Annotated in this window: 15 protein-coding genes; 3 read left to right on the top strand and 12 right to left on the bottom strand. The window is 72.5% G+C overall.

The features are described 5' to 3' along the window. Positions 1 to 32: 32 nt before the first annotated feature. From OG406_RS14240 to OG406_RS14230, 3 genes are all read right to left on the bottom strand, one after another. Entirely contained in the window at positions 33 to 353 is a 321-nt protein-coding gene (locus OG406_RS14240; protein WP_164371822.1) for a hypothetical protein, read from the bottom strand. A gap of 10 nt (positions 354 to 363) precedes the next feature. Then, positions 364 to 1,089 carry a TetR/AcrR family transcriptional regulator gene (locus OG406_RS14235; protein WP_081219403.1) on the bottom strand — a complete coding sequence of 242 codons (726 nt, stop codon included), beginning with the start codon at positions 1,087 to 1,089 and terminating at the stop codon, positions 364 to 366. 92 nt (positions 1,090 to 1,181) lie between these two features. After that, complete coding sequence (locus tag OG406_RS14230; protein ID WP_164371821.1) at positions 1,182 to 2,111, bottom strand: AurF N-oxygenase family protein; 930 nt, start codon at positions 2,109 to 2,111, stop codon at positions 1,182 to 1,184. A gap of 196 nt (positions 2,112 to 2,307) precedes the next feature. On the opposite strand from OG406_RS14230, the gene OG406_RS14225 reads away from it, so the two are divergent. Beyond that, positions 2,308 to 3,219 carry an ADP-ribosylglycohydrolase family protein gene (locus tag OG406_RS14225; RefSeq protein WP_329186055.1) on the top strand — a complete coding sequence of 304 codons (912 nt, stop codon included), beginning with the start codon at positions 2,308 to 2,310 and terminating at the stop codon, positions 3,217 to 3,219. Here OG406_RS14225 and OG406_RS14220 read toward each other — a convergent pair. The 7 genes from OG406_RS14220 to OG406_RS14190 form a co-directional block, all read right to left on the bottom strand. After that, complete coding sequence (locus tag OG406_RS14220) at positions 3,216 to 3,689, bottom strand: DUF3291 domain-containing protein (RefSeq protein ID WP_203659957.1); 474 nt, start codon at positions 3,687 to 3,689, stop codon at positions 3,216 to 3,218. The two genes, OG406_RS14225 and OG406_RS14220, sit on opposite strands and share 4 nt — an antisense overlap. 115 nt (positions 3,690 to 3,804) lie before the next feature. Then, a complete protein-coding gene (locus OG406_RS14215; protein ID WP_266846884.1) occupies positions 3,805 to 5,280 on the bottom strand; it encodes a penicillin-binding transpeptidase domain-containing protein in 1,476 nt (491 codons plus the stop codon). Continuing rightward, positions 5,277 to 6,653: an FtsW/RodA/SpoVE family cell cycle protein gene (locus OG406_RS14210; protein WP_329186052.1), complete on the bottom strand. Its 1,377-nt coding sequence runs from the start codon at positions 6,651 to 6,653 to the stop codon at positions 5,277 to 5,279. Before OG406_RS14210 ends, OG406_RS14215 begins: the two co-directional genes overlap by 4 nt. A gap of 88 nt (positions 6,654 to 6,741) precedes the next feature. Next, positions 6,742 to 7,254: an SH3 domain-containing protein gene (locus OG406_RS14205; RefSeq protein WP_267048531.1), complete on the bottom strand. Its 513-nt coding sequence runs from the start codon at positions 7,252 to 7,254 to the stop codon at positions 6,742 to 6,744. 71 nt (positions 7,255 to 7,325) lie between these two features. Further along, the gene (locus OG406_RS14200) at positions 7,326 to 8,609 is read right to left on the bottom strand and encodes a sensor histidine kinase (RefSeq protein WP_164371818.1); all 1,284 of its coding nucleotides are present in this window, start codon (positions 8,607 to 8,609) and stop codon (positions 7,326 to 7,328) included. Continuing rightward, the gene (locus OG406_RS14195; protein ID WP_329186050.1) at positions 8,606 to 9,430 is read right to left on the bottom strand and encodes a hypothetical protein; all 825 of its coding nucleotides are present in this window, start codon (positions 9,428 to 9,430) and stop codon (positions 8,606 to 8,608) included. The genes OG406_RS14200 and OG406_RS14195 overlap by 4 nt, the downstream gene beginning before the upstream one ends. Positions 9,431 to 9,710: 280 nt before the next feature. Then, a complete protein-coding gene (locus OG406_RS14190; RefSeq protein ID WP_164371817.1) occupies positions 9,711 to 10,217 on the bottom strand; it encodes a protein-tyrosine phosphatase family protein in 507 nt (168 codons plus the stop codon). Between the two features lie 97 nt (positions 10,218 to 10,314). Between OG406_RS14190 and OG406_RS14185 the strand changes: the two genes are divergently transcribed. After that, positions 10,315 to 11,118: a nuclease-related domain-containing protein gene (locus OG406_RS14185; RefSeq protein ID WP_329186047.1), complete on the top strand. Its 804-nt coding sequence runs from the start codon at positions 10,315 to 10,317 to the stop codon at positions 11,116 to 11,118. A gap of 112 nt (positions 11,119 to 11,230) precedes the next feature. Here the strand turns inward: OG406_RS14185 and ligD are convergent, their stop codons facing one another. After that, the gene (gene ligD / locus OG406_RS14180; RefSeq protein WP_329186046.1) at positions 11,231 to 12,112 is read right to left on the bottom strand and encodes a non-homologous end-joining DNA ligase; all 882 of its coding nucleotides are present in this window, start codon (positions 12,110 to 12,112) and stop codon (positions 11,231 to 11,233) included. Positions 12,113 to 12,174: 62 nt separating this feature from the next. Between ligD and ku the strand changes: the two genes are divergently transcribed. Beyond that, positions 12,175 to 13,317 carry a non-homologous end joining protein Ku gene (gene ku / locus OG406_RS14175; protein ID WP_329186044.1) on the top strand — a complete coding sequence of 381 codons (1,143 nt, stop codon included), beginning with the start codon at positions 12,175 to 12,177 and terminating at the stop codon, positions 13,315 to 13,317. Between the two features lie 256 nt (positions 13,318 to 13,573). Here the strand turns inward: ku and OG406_RS14170 are convergent, their stop codons facing one another. Beyond that, positions 13,574 to 15,337, bottom strand: a complete 1,764-nt coding sequence (locus OG406_RS14170) for a beta-ketoacyl-[acyl-carrier-protein] synthase family protein (protein WP_329186043.1) — start codon at positions 15,335 to 15,337, stop codon at positions 13,574 to 13,576. Between the last annotated feature and the right edge of the window lie 442 nt (positions 15,338 to 15,779).

Below are 15,779 nucleotides of genomic sequence, written 5' to 3'. Positions count from 1 at the left end.
GCGCGCCGGGTGGCCGCTTCGGCCCAAGAAGGTCACTCGTCGGCGTTGCCGCCCGGCGTGGCGTCGCCCGTGCCGCCGCCCTTGTGCCTGCGCGCGGACCAGGGCCACGCGAACCGGGGGCCCGACCCGTCGTCCTCGGGGTCGTACTCGTACGTCCACCCCTTGTGGAGGCCGAGCCGCCGACTCGTCGCCGCCTGGACGCGCCGGTACACGAGCACGGTGGGCGGGCCGCCGTCAGCGGCGGGCACCGGGACGCGGTACGTCTTGGGCGGGTGGCCGGTGATCCCGAGCAGCACGGGCAGCACGCGGCCGTCCAGCGGGCCGCCGGAAAAGGGGGTGTCTTCGCTCTTCACCGGACCAGTGTCACAGCAGGTGGGCCGCGTCCCCGACAACGGGCAGCACCCGGCGCACCAGCGTCCCCGCGATGCCGTCCGGACGCTCCATCGCGAGCGAGGCCCGGACCACCGCGGCGGTCTGCGCGTCGCGCCCGGCGCTCGCCGTGAGCACGGCCACGAACTGCTCGACGAGCCAGTCCCGCAACTCGTCCAGCGGCGGTTCCTTGCCCTCGTCGAGCCAGACCAGCGAGGCGGCCTCCACCGCCGTGATCCACATCCGTACGGTCATCCGCAGCCGGGGCCCGGGGTCCTGCACCGCGAGGTGGTCGAGGATGTGGTCCGCCGCGGCCCGCCGGACCCCGTCGACGATGGCCGTCGTCCGTGAGGTCTCGATGACGCTGCCGCCCTGGAGCAGGGCGCTGAACCCGGCGTCGTGCTGGTCCACGAAGGCGAGGTAGCGGTCCAGGGCGTGCGAGAGGCGCTCGGTGAGCGGCCCCTCGGGGGGTTCCGCGAAGCACTGCTCCAGCTCGTCCGCCGCGGAGCGCAGGGCGGCCTCGTACAACTGCTGCTTGCCGCCCGGGAAGTACCGGTACACCAGCGGCCGGGACACCCCGGCCGCCTCCGCCACGTCGTCCAGCGAGACCTCCTCGGGCACCCGCTGGGCGAACAGCGAGAGCGCGGCTTCGAGGAGCTGGCTGCGCCGTTCCTCGACGCTGAGACGGCGGTAGGCGGGGGTGGAGGCCTGCGAGGTCATGTCGGGCAGCGTAACCGGCCCGTACACAACTCCCCCACAACGGAGGGTGACCGGCGGGACCGACCCGGGGGACGGACCCGCCGTCACGGCGCTCAGGCCAGCAGGCCCGACGACTTCCACAGCCGCCGTCCCGCTCCGCGCAGCACCCCGATGTCGTCCAGGAAGTCCGTCAGGCGCTTGGCGCCGGTCTGCATCACCTCGCGCCGGTGTCCGCTCGCCTTGACCTGGGCCATCGCCTCGCGCTGGTCGAGGCCGACGTTCGTGTACACGTCGGGGTTGATGAAGGCCACCGAGAAGACGCGGGCGAACTCGCCCGAGGTGACGCGGGTGAACTCCTGGGACCAGCGCGGCGCCGTGACCATCTGCCGCCGCAACTCCTCACGGGCGTAGCGGACGTGCCGGGCCTCCTCCACGACGTGGATGCGCGTGACGCCGCGGACCAGGGTCTGCACCCGCTCGTCCGGGAACGTCAGCCGCTGCATCCAGTCGAGGATCTCCTCGCCGAGCAGCGTCGCCGTGAACGAACCCGGCGTCGTCGAGATGGTCTTGAAGAGCCGCCCGAGGTTGAGGTGCGCCCGGCTCACCGGGTAGTGCGGGGTGCCGCCGCGGGTGATCAGACGGGCGAACATCTTCGAGTGCCGGCACTCGTCCTCGATCTCGGTCAGCGCGTAGCGCACGTGCGCGCTCGTCGCCGCCTTGTCGTAGATGTGCCGCACCAGCAGCTGCATCAGGATGAGCTCGAACCAGATGCCCAGCGAGGCCAGCGCGGCCGCCTCGTGCTGGGACAGCGCGATCCGCTGCTCCTCGCTCATCCGGTGCCACATCGGGGTGTCGTACAGCGACACCAGCTCGGGCGGCCAGAACCACTTGCCCTCCTCGAAGGGCGCGTCCCAGTCGAGCTCCTTGTCGGGGTCGAAGGAGTGCTTGGCGGATGAGTCGAGGAGGCGCTCGGCCACCTGCTCCCGGTCCTTGAGCAGACCGAGCGCGTCACGGAGCACCTCGGCTTCGGTCACCGTCGTCATGACTGTTTCCACCTCGTCGTACGGGATCAGCGGGGGTTACCGGCGGTCACAACTTATGAGACTGCTTGTCAGCAAGCTCGTCAATCCCCTGGGCCGGACTAGTTGGCGCAACCGGTACGCGACCGTCCGCGACGCGACACTCCCGACGCGCGAAAACCACTGCGCAACCGGCCGTCGGGCCCGGCATCATCACCCCATGACCCCGCCGATCCCCGCCGACCGCAGCGCCGACCGCCGAGCAGCCCGCCGCAGCCTCGACGGCCTGGCGCTCGGCGACGCCTTCGGCGAGCGCTGGTTCCCCCTCTTCCGGGACCGCCTCCAGGCGTACGAGGAGATCCGCGCCCGGCGCACGCCCGAGGAACACACCTGGCACTGGACCGACGACACCGCCATGGCACTCGGCATCCTGCGCGTCCTCGACGAACACGGCGAGATCCGCCAGGCGGAACTGGCCCACGCCTTCGCCCTCGGCTACGACGCGGACCCCGCCCGCGGCTACGGCTACGGCATGCACGAGCTGCTGCCCCGGCTGCTCCGGGAGCCGCACCGCTGGCCGGAGCTGGCGCGCGCCCTGTTCGGCGGCGAGGGCAGCCTCGGCAACGGCGCGGCCATGCGGGTCGCCCCGCTGGGAGCCTGGTTCCACACCAGCCTGCCGGCCGTCGCCGAACAGGCCGCGCTGTCCGCCGAGGTGACGCACGCCCACCCGGAGGGCGTCGCGGGCGCGGTCGCGGTCGCCACCGCGGCGGCACTGTCCGCGACCGGCCGCCTCGACCTGGGCGCCGTCGCCGCCGCGACCCCGCCGAGCGCCGTACGCGACGGTGTCGAGAAGGCGGCCGCGCTCCCGTTCGGCACCCCGCCCTGGAAGGCCTCCGACATCCTCGGCAACGGTCAGCGGATCCGCGCCGACGACACCGTCCCCTTCGCCCTCTGGTGCGCCGCCCGGCACGCCACCGACCTGACCGAGGCCCTGTGGAGCACCGCCGAGGGCTTCGGCGACGTCGACACCACCTGCGCCATCACCGGCGGCGTCGTGGGCGCCCGCACCGGTGTCGACGACGTCTCCGACGACTGGCTGCGCCGCAGGGAACTCGTGCCCGGGGGTCTCTAGACCCCGGTCGGGGCCACCGGCGGGAAGGACGTCCGCAGCGTGAACGCGTGCTGTGTGGGACCGTGTTCCCGCAGGTGCAGCAGGCGCGACTCGGCCTCCTGGACCGTCGGTCGGTGCCCTGCCGGAACCCACCACAGCGTGGTCATCGCCTCCGCGACCCGCTCGAACCAGTCGTGCCGACGGGACAGCAGTTCGCGGTGCCGCCCCCGGTACATGAACGCCGTCAGGGCATCCGGGTCGCGCCAGACGGACAGGTTGATGATCAACCGGTCGTCCCCGAGCACGGGAACGTCGGTCGCGTTCCCGGAGTCGCTCTGCAACCGCCACACGAAACCGTCGGCCGCGTCCGCGACGGCGTTCACCGGGTCGAGACCGTCGACGAAGTCCTTCAACTGCGGTGAGTCCAGCGGGGCTTTGAGACGGGCTATGTTCACTTGGGCGAGTTCGTGCGCGTCTGTCGGCAAGGTCATGGGCGAACGGTAGGCCGCCCCGAAGGGCTGTCACACCCACGTCTCACAGGACGAGAGAGCAGGGGGCGCCCCGTCGGAGCCGCGCCCCGGTTCACCGGTCCCCGCCGGCCCCGGTTCACCGGTCCCCGCGGTCCCGCGTGTCCAGCACCGCCTCCATCACCGACCGGGCGATCGGACCCGCGAACCCACCGCCGCTGATGTCCCCGCGGTTCGCCGCCGCGTCCTCGACGACGACCGCCACCGCCACCGCCGGCTCCATCGAGTCGTCGGGCCGGGCCCAGGAGATGAACCACGCGTACGGGGTTCCCGCGTTGCCGACGCCGTGCTGCGCGGTGCCGGTCTTGCCGCCGACGGTGGCACCGGGCAGGGCCGCCACCTTCCCCGTGCCCTCCTCCACCACGTCGGTCATCAACGCGCGCATCTGCTGCGCGGTCGACGCGCTCATCGCCTGATGGAGGGTCCGCGGGCCCGTCGTGCCCAGGGTGCCGCCGCCACGCCGGGTCGTCCGCTCCACCAGGTACGGCCTGCGGACCGTGCCGTCCCCCGCGACGGCCGCCGAGATCATCGCCATCTGGAGCGGGGTCGCCCGGGTGTCGAACTGGCCGATCGACGACAGCGCCAACTGCGCCTTGTCCAGCCGCAGATCGAAATTGCTCGGCGCCACCGCGAAGGGGATGCGCAGCTTGCGGTCGTTGAAGCCGAAGTCCGCCGCCGTGTGCGTCATCGTGTCGAGCCCGACATCCACCCCCAGCTTGGCGAACACCGTGTTGCACGACCAGGTGAACGCGTACCGCAGCGACGCGTCCTCGCAGCCCTCGATCTCGTTCGTCAGCCGCGTCGTCGTCCCGGGCAGCCGGTACGGGTTCGGTGAGTCGCTCGGCGCGTCCACGTCGTCCACCACCCCTGCGTCCAGCGCCGCCGCCGCGGTCACCACCTTGAACGTCGACCCCGGCGGATACGTCTGCCGAATGGCCCGGTTGAGCATCGGCCTGTCGTCCTCCGCGTTCAGCCGCGCCCACGCCTTCGAGACCGCCGGCCCCGTCCCGGACAGCACCCCGGGGTCGTACGACGGGGTCGAGACCAGTGCCAGGATCCGGCCGGTGGACGGCTCGATCGCCGCGACCGCGCCCCGGCGCGCACCGAGCCCCTCGAACGCCGCCCGCTGCGCCGCCCCGTTGAGGGTGGTGACCACCTTGCCGCCCGGGTTCCGGGCCCGCGTGAAGTCGTTCCACAGCGGGAACGGGTCGAGCATCGGGTCGGCGCCGGACAGCACGCCGTCCTCCGTGCCCTCCAGCAGCGTCGTCCCGTACACCTGGGAGGCGAACCCGGTGACCGGCGCGAACAACGGGCCGTCCCGGTAGGTGCGTTCGTAGCGGAGCTGCTCGCCGGTGTCCTTGGAGCCGGTGACCGTCCTGCCGTCGACGACGATGTCGCCGCGCGGCTGGCCGTAACGGGCGATCGCCTGACGGCGGTTGGCCGGGTTGCCGTCGTACGACGGGGCCTGGACGACCTGGACGCGGGCGGCGTTGACCAGCAGCGCCACCAGCAGCACGGCGCACAGCCCGACGGCCCGCCGGATGTACTTCGTCATGGTGTCTCCGTCCCGTCGTACTGACCGCGGGCGCTGTCGCTGATCCGGATCAGCAGCGCCACGATGATCCAGTTGGTGACGACCGAGGAGCCGCCCTGGGCCAGGAAGGGCATCGCCATGCCGGTCAGCGGGATCAGGCCGGTCACCCCGCCCGCGATCACGAAGACCTGGAGGGCCACGATCGAGGCGAGCCCGATGGCGAGGAGCCGTCCGAAGGGATCGCGCACCGACAGTCCGGCGCGGTAGCCGCGTTCCACGAGGAGCGCGTAGAGCAGGAAGATCGCGGACAGGCCGACCAGCCCCGTCTCCTCGCCCGCGGTCGCGAGGATGAAGTCGGACTTGGCGGCGAAGCCGATGAGGATCGAGTGCCCGAGCCCGAGGCCGGTGCCGAGCAGCCCGCCGGAGGCGAACGCGAACAGGGACTGGGCCAGCTGGTTGGGGCCGTCGCCCGCGGTGATCGAGGCGAAGGGGTCCAGCCAGTCCTCCACCCGGCTGTGCACGTGCGGCTCCAGCCGGCCGACCGCCACCGCGCCCACGGAGGCCAGCAGGAGCCCGACCGCGATCCAGCCGGTCCGGCCGGTGGCGACGTACAGCATGATCACGAACAGGCCGAAGAACAGCAGCGAGGTCCCGAGGTCCCGCTCCAGGATCAGTACCACCACGCTCAGCAGCCAGATCGCCACGATCGGGCCGAGCACCCGGCCGGTGGGCAGCTGAAGCCGCCGGAACCGCCAGATCTGCCGGCCGCTGTACGCGAGCGCGTTGCGGTTGGCGGCGAGGTAGCCGGCGAAGAACACCGCGAGCAGCACCTTCGCGAACTCGCCCGGCTGGATGGAGAACCCGGCGATCCGGATCCAGATGCGGGCGCCGTTCACCGCCGGGAAGAAGATAGGCAGGACGAGCAGGGCGAGCGCGCTGACCACCGAGACGTAGGTGTAGCGCTGCAGGACCCGGTGATCGCGCAGAAAGAACACGGCCACGATGAAGAACGTGACACCGAGCGTCGACCAGACGAGCTGGATCGGCGCCGCCTGGTCGTCCGGGGTCTCCAGGTCCAGCCGGTAGATCAGCACCAGGCCCAGGCCGTTGAGGAGGACGCCGATGGGCAGCAGCAGCGGATCGGCGTACGGGGCCCGCAGCCGCACGGTCACATGGGCGAGGAGCGCGAGCACACCGAGCCCGGCGCCGTAACCGGCGGCGCCGGGCGGGACGGTGCCGTTCTTGGCGAGACCGACAGCGCAGTATCCGTACACGCTGAGCAGGACCGCGAGGACGATGAGGGTGAACTCGACGCCACGGCGCCTGGGCAGGCGTACAGCGGGAGGGGCCGGTTCCACCGCCACGGCCGTTCCGGACATTCCGGGCTGGGTCATGTCCGGAACGTAGCAAGTGGCCGACCTGATGTCCCGTTATGAACTGACAAACCGGCCGTTCCGGTTCACCTGTGCGGGTGCCGGGCCGTCAGCACCAGCGAGGTGCCGCACCGATGTTGTCGATGTAGCGGGCGGCGCCCCAGGCCCAGGTGCCGTCGGTGAGGAGGTACCAGAGCGGGTTGCCGTCGACCTTCTGGCCCGGGGTCTTGCAGTAGATCGAGACGATCTCGCCCTGCCGTGCGACCCGGATCAGCTGACTGCCGCGGTTGGGCGCGCTGCGCAGGGCGAGACCGCCGCGCGCGGTGATCCGGCCCTTGTACTGGCGCGGGTTGTCCTGACGGCCGTCACCGCGCCCGTTGGCGGTCTCGCGGCCACCGCCGCCACCGCCGTTGTTCGACTCGCGGCCGTCGCCGTTGCCGGCACCGGCACCCTCACTGTTGTTGGTCCACTCGTGGCTGCCGGTGCCACTGCTGTTGCTGTTGCTGTTGTTCGCGAAGCCGCCCTCTCCGTCGGCGAGGGCGGGGCCGGCCGCCGTGAGCGCGACCATGCTGCCGGCGGCGAGAGCTATGGCGATTCGGGTGTGCGTGGACCGCAGGGACATGGGGTGCTCCTCCAGAAAGGGGGCGAAGCTGACTAATCGCCACATTAGGAGGGGGAGCCGGGGGCCGCAGGTCACACTCCGCCATCGGGGACGCCGGGCTCTCCCTGCCCGTCCTGAGGGAGCGTCAGCGTCGCCACCGCACCCCCGTCCGGCGCGTTCGCGAACTCCAGACGCGCCCCCAGGACCTCCGCCTGGCCGAGCGCGATGGTCAGCCCGAGCCCGTGACCCGTCGCGCCGCCCTCGGTACGGAAACGCTGCGGCCCGTGCTCCACGAGGTAGCCCGGATAGCCCTCGCCGTGATCCCGGACCGTCACGACCGGCCCGTCGACCGTCAGCACCACCGGCCCCGCGCCGTGCTTGTGCGCGTTCGCCACCAGATTCCCCAGCACCCGCTCCAGCCGCCGCCGGTCCGTCTCCACCCGCGTCGCCCGCACCACGCGCACCTCGGTGTCCGTCCCCGACGCCCGCACGACCCGCTCGGCCAGCGGGACGAGCGGCTCCGAGTCCAGCTCCAGACGCTCCCTGCGGGCGTCGAGCCGCGAGATCTCCAAAAGGTCCTCGGTGAGGGTGCGCAGCGTCGCCACCCGGTCGAGCACCAGCTCCGTCGGCCGCCCCGGCGGCAGCAGCTCGGCCGCCGCGTGCAGCCCGGTCAGCGGCGTCCGCAACTCGTGCGCCACGTCCGCGGTGAACCGCTGCTCGCTCAGCAGCTTGCGCTGCAACGACGACGCCATCGTGTCGAGCGCGCCCGCCACCGCCGCCACCTCGTCCTGCGCCCGCCGCGGATTCTGCGCCCGCCGGTCGTCGACCCGCGCGTCCAGGTCGCCCGCGCTGATCCGCCGTGCCACCCGGGCCGTCGCGTGCAGCCGCCGCGTCACCCGCGTCACCGCGAACGCGCCGACCAGCAAGGTCGCCCCGATCGCCAGCGCCGACGACCACACGATCGCCCGGTCCAGGGCGTCGATGGTGTGCGCGCCCTGGGCGTAGTCGTACTGCACGGCCAGCGCCCGGCCGCCGTCGGCGGGCCCGGCGGCCCACATCGTCGGGTGCGTGTCGTGCTCGCCGACCATCGAGCCGCGCCGGCCCGCGACCGCCAGCTCACGCAGCCGCGCCGGCAGCCCGGGCGGGTCCACGGCGGCGCCCGGTGGCAGCCGGTCGCCGGCCTCGTAGGCCGCCGTGACGTCCGTGAGCCGGTCGAGCGCGCGGTTCCGTGCCTCGCCCACGGTCTGGTCGGTCACGGACACGTGCACGAGGACACCGAGCAGGGCGGCGAGCCCGCAGCACATCACCGCGATGAACGCGGCCGCCTTCCACGTCAGCGTGGCCGTCCAGTCCGGCAGCCGCAGCCGGGGGCTCATGAACCGCTCGCGGACGGACCCACGGCCGGACTCGCGGACGGCGAGGCCGACGGGGAGGGCCCGGGGGAGTGCGCGGGGGAGGGGACGAGGGGCGGCGGCGGGGCGTGCGAGCCCCGCGGCGTCGGCGGGCCGACCCGCAGGATCTCGTCGCGCGTCGCCAGCATCGCGTTCTGGTGCGGATCCCAGGACCAGACCGTACGGAACTCGTAGCCGGGCAGCGTCGACGGCGACCGGATGATCACGTCCCGGCCGGCCAGCTCCACGCTGACCACGCTGTCCGAGGTCCCCATGACCTCCACCAGCCTGTGGTGCAGGAACGTGTAGACGCGTACCGCCAGCTGGTCCTTCGGGAAGCGGATGCCGAGCACCAGGTCGTCCTTGCCGTCCCCGGTCAGGTCGCGGTAGTACGCCTGGAGGATCGGGCACTTCTTCCCCTGCGCCCCGCGCTCACCGCAGTCGTCGAGCTGCTTGACGGTCTCCGCGTACGGCGCGTGCGGTCCGGTGTAGTCGTCCGGATGGGCGGCCACCTCGGCGCGCACCACGGCGACCGGATCGACCTTGTGGATGTCGTCACCGGGCGCGGTGACGCCCTTGACGGTCTCGGTGTCCGCCTCCCCGTAGTCGATCGCGGGCGTCGAGGCGGGCGCGAGCTGCGGCCACAGCCTGCTCGGACCCACGGCGGTCGGTGTCGCACCCGCGCCGCGCAGGTCCCCGGAGTCCCCGCAGGCCGTCAGGGCGACCGCCAGCACGACGGTGACCGCGGTCCCGAGAACGGCACGCGCCGGCCCGGAGGCCGTACGCGCGAGGCGGCTGTCGATCACTGCGCTCCTGCGTCCGGGCCGACCGTCCGGGGGCGCGGGCGCGCCGCTGCCCCACCTGGCCGACGAAGAGAATGCTGCCGTCGGGGCGGCGGCCGTCCTCGACGGACCCGCCCCGGACGTCCGGGCACGACCCGGGACGGCCGGTCGCCCCGTACACCTTATTCATACGGAAGTCCTTTTTGTTCACCCGGGCCCCGAGGCACCCCTGCGCCGTCGACGGGCGGATCCCCGCGACGGCCCGCCGCCCGCCCCGGGCGCACCGCCGATCCCGTGAGCGCCGCTACTCCGCGAGCTCCTCGAGAAGCCGCGCCGTGGTGAGCCCGGCCCGCAGGTACTCCACGAAGAGCTGGTTGTGCAACGCCCACGGCGAGCGCCGGGCCCTGATCAGCCGGATCGCGTCGTCGGCGGAGTGCCCGGCGAGGACGAGCGCGTGCGCGACGACCAGCCCCGACCGGTTGTACCCGTGATAGCAGCGGACCAGCACCCGCCGCCCGTCCTCCAGCGCGTCGTCCGCCGCCCGCGCGAGCCGCATGACTCCCGTCAGCTGCGTCCCGTCCAGCGGCCCGTCGGGTATCGCCCACACATGGTGCTCGACGCCCGGGTCGGGCCCGTGCCCCGGCAGCCGCAACAGCGTCAGGACCAGGTCGAACTCGTCCCGTACGACCACGGCCTCGGCCGGTCCGGCCCGTCCCGCGAACTGGTGCCCGCCCATCCACAGCCCCGGCACGATCTCGCTCCACGGGCTGTCCGGAGCCGGAACATCCGGATGCTTTCTGCGACCCCGCAACGGCGCCTCCCACCCAACTCCCCCAACTCCCCTCAAAGGTAACCGGGTTCTTGTCCCTGGAGCACCCCGCCTGTTCCCATGGACGGGGGTGATGGGCATGAACCGACTGCGCGTCGTACCGGCCCGGCGCCACGGACAGGACCGCCTGTACGTGTGCGGGACCGACGGAAGGAACGTCGCCTGGTACGACCGTGAGGCGGCCCGGGTCAACCTGCTCAGCGAGGACCGCCGCGACGACGTCCTGCACGCACTGGGCCCCTTCCTCACCGGCCCCGTGACGGTCGGCCCGCCCCCTGTCCCGACCCCGGCCGAGCTGGCCCGGCTGACCCTCCACCCGGACGACGACCTCGCGCCGAACCGGCCCGGCGAGGCCCTGGTCGTCGACCTCGACCGCGACCCCGGCCCGCCGCACCGCCTGCGCCCCGACCCGCGCCGCCGGGCACTCGCGGCCGAACAGGCCGTCGGCGCGGCCCTGGACTCCCTGGAAGGCGGCGGCTGGCACACCCTGCACTCGCTCCCGCTGCCGGGCGGCGACCGCGTCCACCACCTGGTCGTCGGGCCCGCCGGACTCTTCTGCGTGCGTGCCCTGCACGCCCGTGGACGACGCGTCCTGGTCGCCGACCCGATGGTCACCGTCGGCCGCGGCGAACCCCAGCCGCTGCTCCGCCGCGTCCGCGCGGACGCCGACCGCGCCTCGCACGCCCTGACCGCCCAGGTCCACGCCGTCCTCGCGGTGGTCGACGCGGGCCGGCTCGACGTCCTGGCCCCACCGCGGCGGATCCGCGTCCTGCGCGCCACCGACCTGGCCGGTCTCGCCCGGGTCGGCGGGGTCCTCAAACCGGCCGACGTGGAGGCGCTGCACGCGATGGCCCGGGACCGTCACACCTGGCTGCGGGTGTGAGCGGGGCGGAGGCGGGCCGGGCCCCCGAGGCCGAGGCCGAGGCCGAGGCCGCTGTCGCCGCCGCTCCCGTTCCCGTTGCTGCCGCTGCTGCCGCTGCGGCCACCACTTCCGCTCAGGGCAGCGGGTGCCTGTGCTCCGGGTCGAGCAGCGGTGCCATCAGGTCGCCGAACCGTGCCACGCGCTCCGTGACATCCTGCGCCCGGAACACCAGGGCCGCCGGCTTCCGGCACTCCTCGACCTCGTCCCAGGTCACGGGTGCCGACACCGTCGGCTCGTCCCGCGCCCGCAGCGTGTAGGGCGTGGCCGTCGTCTTCCGGCCCGCGTTCTGACTCCAGTCGACGAACACCTTGCCGGGCCGCAGGCTCTTCGTCATCCGGTGCACGACCAGCCGGGGCAGTGCCTTCTCCGCCTCCACGGCCAGATCCTTCGCGTAGTCGCTGACCTCGTCGGACGGCGTCGGCGCGACGGCGGCCAGCAGGTGCAGCCCCTTCGACCCGGACGACTTCGCGTACGCCTCGAACCCGTCCGCGGCCAGCCGCTCGCGCAGCCACAGCGCGACCTCGCAGCAGTCCACGACCGACGCCGGCGCCCCCGGGTCGAGGTCGAACACGATCCGGTCGGCGACCCCGGGCGTACCGATCGTCCACTGCGGCGTGTGGAACTCCGTCACGAGGTTCGCCGCCCACATCAGCGACGCCAGGTCCTGGAGGAGGACCATGCGGGCCGGCCCCTCGGTGCGGGGCACCTCGGCGGTCCTGACCCAGCCGGGCGTACCGGGCGGCACGTTCTTGGTGAAGAACACCTGCCCGTCGGGTCCGTCGGGATAGCGCAGAAAGGAGACGGGCCGGTCGCGCAGGTGGGGGAGAAGCACGTCCGCCACCGTGGCGTAGTAGTGCAGCACCTCGCCCTTGGTGAACCCGGTGGCCGGATACAGCACCTTCTCCAGGTTGCTCAGCGTGAGCCTTCGCCCCTCCACCTCCGTGATCGGCGTCATACGATGAGAATCCCACGAAAACGGCACAAAAACGGCTCACGGTGATCGGAAGGGTGCGGCACGTGCGATCCATATGGAACGGCGCGATCTCCTTCGGCCTGGTCAGCATCCCCATCAAGCTCATGAACGCCACGGAGAGCCACTCGATCTCCTTCCGCCAGATCCACCTCGACGACGGCGGCCGCATCCGCTACCGCAAGGTGTGCGAGCTGGAGGACACCGAGGTCGAGACCTCGGAGATCGGCAAGGCCTACGAGGAGGCCGACGGCACCCTGATCCCGATCACGGACGAGGACCTCGCCGCCCTGCCCCTGCCGACCGCCCGGACGATCGAGATCGTGGCCTTCGTGCCGGCCGACCGCATCGACCCGCTCCAGATGGACACGGCGTACTACCTCTCCGCGAACGGCGTCCCGGCGACCAAGCCGTACGTCCTGCTCCGCGAGGCCCTCAAGCGCAGCAAGAAGGTGGCCGTGGCCAAGTTCGCGCTGCGCGGCCGCGAGCGGCTCGGCATGCTGCGCGTCGTCGACGACGTGATCGCCATGCACGGCCTGCTCTGGCCGGACGAGATCCGCGCGACCGACGACGTGGCCCCGGACGACGGCGTCACCGTCCGCGACAAGGAACTCGACCTGGCCGACGCCCTGATGGACACGCTCGGCGGGGTCGACCTCGACACCCTGCACGACGACTACCGCGAGGCCGTCGAGGAACTCATCACCGCCAAGGCCGAGGGCCACGAGGCTCCGGCGGCCCCCGCGGAGAAGGACGGCGGCAAGGTGCTCGACCTGATGGCCGCCCTGGAGAAGAGCGTGAGCGCCGCCAAGCAGTCCCGGGACGCGGACGGCGAGGGCGACGGGGACGCCGAGGTGCACCCGCTGCCGGCCGGCAGGTCGGGAAGCCGCAGGTCGGCCCGTACGGCACCCAAGGAGGTCGGCGGCAAGAAGTCGACGTCCACGGCGAAGAAGACGACGGCAAAGAAGACCGCGGCGAAGACCGCAGCGAAGGCCGCGACGAAGAAGACCCCGGCCCGGAAGTCGACCACCAAGTCGACCACCAAGACGGCGGCCAAGACTTCCACGGGCAGCTCGGCCAAGTCCTCCGGGAGCTCGACGGGCTCCCGGACGGCGGCCAAGAAGACCGCCGCCGCGAAGAAGACGTCGGCGAAGAAGACGACCGCGGCGAGGAAGAAGGCGTCGGCGTAGGGCTCCGCGCGGAGGCGCCCGGGCTCCGGGGCAGCCCCGGAGGTGTCCGGTCGGGGCGGGGCCCGGGCCGGCGTACTACCGCGATGGATTCGCTGGGATGTGCACGTCGGGATGTGCAAGGTGGGATCTGCAGGGTGGGATGTGCACGTCCGCTGCCACCGGTGGGCGAACCCGTCCGCCGGGCCGCCGTTGTCGGCGATGAGGGCCGTCCGCGCGCGAGCGGTGCCACCCGCGCACGGAGCCCGCGTCGCTCCGCTCAGGCCGTGCGGCGCAGCGCCAGCACCGCGTTGTGGCCGCCGAACCCGAACGAGTTGCTGAGCGCCAGGTCGCCCCGTGCGAGCAGGGACCGCGGGGACTCGGTCACCACGTCCAGCCCGATGGCCTCGTCCTGCTCCTCGCACCCGATGGTCGGCGGGATGAGCCCGTGGTGGAGCGTGAGGACGGTGGCGACCGCCTCGACCCCGCCCGCCGCGCCCTGCAGATGCCCGAGGTGCCCCTTGAGCGCGGTCACCGGAACGTCCCCGCCCAGCACGGCCCGCACCGCGGTCGCCTCGGCGAGATCGCCCTCGGTGGTGGCGGTGGCGTGCGCGTTGACGTGCACGACGTCGACGGCGTGGCCGCCCGCGTCCCGCACCGCGCGCCGGAGCGCGAGGGCGACCCCGCCGCCGGACGGGTCCGGCGCGGCCATGTGGTGGGCGTCGGCCGACAGCCCCCAGCCGGCGGCCTCGCAGTAGATCCGCGCGCCCCGGGCCCGCGCGTGCTCCTCCGACTCCAGGAGCAGGAAGCCCGCGCCCTCGCCGTTCACGAAGCCGTCGCGGTCCTTGGCGAATGGCCGGGACGGACTGACCGCCCCCAGCTCGTGGGTGGACAGCGCGCGCATCGAGGCGAACGAGGCCATGATCGCCGGTGTGATCACGGCCTCCGCACCCCCGGCGAGCGCCACGTCGACCCGCCCGTAGCGGATGCGGTCGATGGCCTGTCCGATGGCCTCGGTGCCGGAGGCGCACGCGCTCGTCACCGTGCGGGCCTCGCCGGTGATCCGCAGCGCCAGCGACACCTGGGACGCGGGCTGCGACGGCACGGTCATCGGGGTGGTGAGCGGCGACACCGCACGCGGTCCCTTGTCCCGCAGCGTGCGGTCACCGCCGACGAGCACGGAGGCGTCCCCGATGATCGCGCCGACGCTGACGCCGACCCGCTCGGGATCGAGACCGCTCTCCACCGTCCCCGCCTCGTCGAAGCCGCCGTCGCGCCACGCCTCGCGCGCGGCGAGCACCGCGAACTGCGCGGCCCGGTTCATCCGCCGCGCCTGGGGCCTCGGCAGCAGTTCGGCGGGGTCGACGGGCACGCGGCCGGCGATCCGTACCGGCAGGCCGTCGAACTCCTCGTCGGCCAACTCCGTTATCCCGCACCGCCCGTCGACCAGTCCCTGCCACAGCTCCCCCACGCCGACGCCGAGCGGGGTCACCGCGCCGACCCCGGTGACGACGACCCGCCGGGGCACCACTCCGCCGGCGACGGTACGACGCGGACGCGGGACGTGCCGTACGACGTGACCGCTCTCGACGGCCCGTCCGACCTCCTCGCGCAGCCCCGCGTCGGAGATGGGCTCCGCGCCCCGGTCCTCCAGATCCCGGTGCCAGCGGCCCCAGCGCCGGGTGTACGACACCTCGACGGCGGCGGGGTCGACGACGCGCAGCGACGTGACCCGGTCACCGTCGCGGAACTCCACGCCCTCGAGGTCGGCCGAGGCGATCTCGGGAATGCCCGCGACGTCCATCCGCCGACAGGCCACGGTCACTTGGTGCCCCCGGTCGAAGACGTGGTCGTGGTCTCTTCCCCCGAGCGGCGGCCGCAGGGTCACGCGGATCGTGTGCGGCGTCTCGGGAAGCGTGTGCATCACCACGTACCACTCGTCCCGCGCCACATCGCTCTCGGACAGGGCGAGAAGGTCACCCGGAACGAGCTCCGCGGCGGAGACGGCGTGAGGCTGCACGGGAACGTCGGAAGAATTGCGCATGGGTTCGCCTGCCTTCGCTGTGGGGGGTGGGAGAAAATCCCGCCACAACACTCGGCGAAAAGTCCGAATTTGCCTAGACGTACCCCCTGTATTTGTGCGAAAGGTCACGAAAGCATGCGCTCAATTACCGGCGCCGGAGAATTGGCACCGACGGGCGATCGGGCGCAATTGAATTCTGAACCAACAGCGTCGAGTCCCAGGTGGGCGCCTGTTGAGGCGGGCACGCGATGTGTCGAACTCGGTATTGGCCGAGCGCTCACACATATGCCGAACGCATATGCAAAACGTGACGTGGGACTCACGCAAAAGGCGCGGAAATCGGTAGCGCAGCGCTCCGCCGAAGAATAGGGAGCGCCGACTGTCGAAATAAGTGATCCCGGTCACGAGTATCAGCACGGACATCAAGCGCAGACGTCCATCACGGACATCAATCCGAGACGTG

It is taken from the genome of Streptomyces sp. NBC_01428 (assembly GCF_036231965.1).
GTDB lineage: Bacteria > Actinomycetota > Actinomycetes > Streptomycetales > Streptomycetaceae > Streptomyces.
The sequence above is the reverse complement of the archived record's forward strand: the minus strand, read 5'-3'. Positions and strand labels throughout refer to the sequence as shown.